The organism is Curtobacterium sp. MMLR14_002, assembly GCF_001864975.1.
GTDB classification, from domain to species: Bacteria; Actinomycetota; Actinomycetes; order Actinomycetales; family Microbacteriaceae; genus Curtobacterium; species Curtobacterium flaccumfaciens.
The window spans coordinates 1-1,584 of sequence record NZ_MJGT01000070.1 but is presented as its reverse complement, the minus strand read 5'-3'; the positions used below and the strand labels follow the sequence as shown (position 1 = coordinate 1,584).

General features: G+C 74.3%; 2 protein-coding genes. One reads left to right on the top strand and one right to left on the bottom strand.

The genetic code is table 11. The features are described from left to right. On the bottom strand, window positions 1-801 hold an 801-nt coding region (bla, locus tag BIU91_RS13360; protein ID WP_253183757.1), incomplete at its 3' end, for a class A beta-lactamase. A gap of 201 nt (window positions 802-1,002) precedes the next feature. Here bla and BIU91_RS13355 point away from each other — a divergent pair. Continuing rightward, entirely contained in the window at window positions 1,003-1,560 is a 558-nt protein-coding gene (locus tag BIU91_RS13355; RefSeq protein WP_071405855.1) for a GNAT family protein, read from the top strand. Window positions 1,561-1,584 lie beyond the last annotated feature (24 nt).

The following is a 1,584-nucleotide window of genomic DNA, read 5'->3' as shown; positions in this document are numbered from 1 at the left end:
GTCGGACAGCCCGGCCACCGCGGTGCGGGTCGCCGCGGCGACGAGCGCGTCCGACGGCTCCGCCCCGGGATCAGCGCGGCTCGTCATCACCACGAGCACGACGGGGTCGCGCCCCGGCGGCGTCACGACCGCGATGTCGTTCCGGACCCCGTAGGACGCCGTGCCGGTCTTGTCGGCCACCCGCCACGACGGGTCCACCCCGGCACGGATCGTCGCGTCCCCGGTCGTGTTGCCGAGCATCGCCTCGCGCAGCACCCGACGGTCGGCAGCGTCGAGGGCGTCTCCGAGCAGCACGGTCCGGAGGTCCGCAGCGAACCGCTCCGGCGTCGTCGTGTCCCGTCGGTCACCCGGGATCGCCTGGTTCAGGTCGGGTTCGACCCGGTCGACGCTCGTCGTCCGGTCCCCGATGCCGCGCAGCCACCGCTCGACCGCGTGCGGCCCGCCGAGCCGTTCCACCAGCAGGTTCGCCGCGGTGTTGTCGCTGGAGCGGAGCGCCGCGTCGACGAGCTCGCGCACCGTCATCCCGGTGTCGACGTGCTCGCTCGTCACGGGCGCGTACTCGAGCAGGTCGCCTCGGTCGTAGTGCACGACGGTCGCCAGGTCGGCGTCGGACGAGGCGTCGAGGACCGCGGCCGCGATGAACACCTTGATCGTCGACGCGAACGCGAACCGCTCCCCCGCACGGTGCGCGATCGTCCGACCGTCCCCGGTGTCGACGGCGACGACCCCGAGCCGTGCGTCGTACCGCCGCTCCAGCGCCGCGAAGGCCCGCGCGGTGGCCGGGTCGGTCGACGGCGCCACGGACTCGGAAGCCGACCCAGAACCAGAAGCCGTTGCAGAAGCCGACGCCGACGACGTCGGCCCGGTCGACGCCCCGCCCGGGCCGCCGGAGCACCCCACCAACCCGACCAGCACCAGGGCCGTCAGGGCCGCGGCCGTCGTCCTCGTCCCACCTCGCACGCCCCGAGCCTGCCCGACGACCGTGCAACTACCCTGAGCGGCATGCCAGCTCCCGCCGTCCGCCTCACCCGTCTGGACCCCACCGGCACCGACCGCCAGGAGTTGCTCGCGTTCCTGACGTCCGAGGAGTTCCCGTTCCACGTCCGACGGCGCATCAGCGCGGCCGACGCGGCGAGCGCCGTCGACTCCGGCGCCTACCGCGACGACGAGCACGACACCTCCTGGCTCGACCACGACGACCTCGGGCGCATCGGACTGGTCCGCCTCGAGGACCTGGCGGACCCCGTCCCCCTGTTCGACCTGCGCCTGGCCGGTCGGTTCCGGGGTCGGGGCCTCGGGGTCCCCGCCCTGCGCGCGGTGACCGACCACGTGTTCACGACGCTGCCGGCGATCACGCGCTTCGAGGGCCAGACCCGCGAGGACAACACCGCCATGCGCCGGGTCTTCGTCCGTGCCGGGTGGGTGCAGGAGGCCCACTACCGCGAGGCGTGGCCCGTCGACGGCGGCCCGGCCGTCGGGTCGGTCGGTTACGGCGTGCTGCGCCGCGACTGGGAGACGGGCGAGAGCACCCCGGTGCCGTGGGACGACCTCGCGCTGTGAGCGGCTGACGGTTCTGGTTCACGA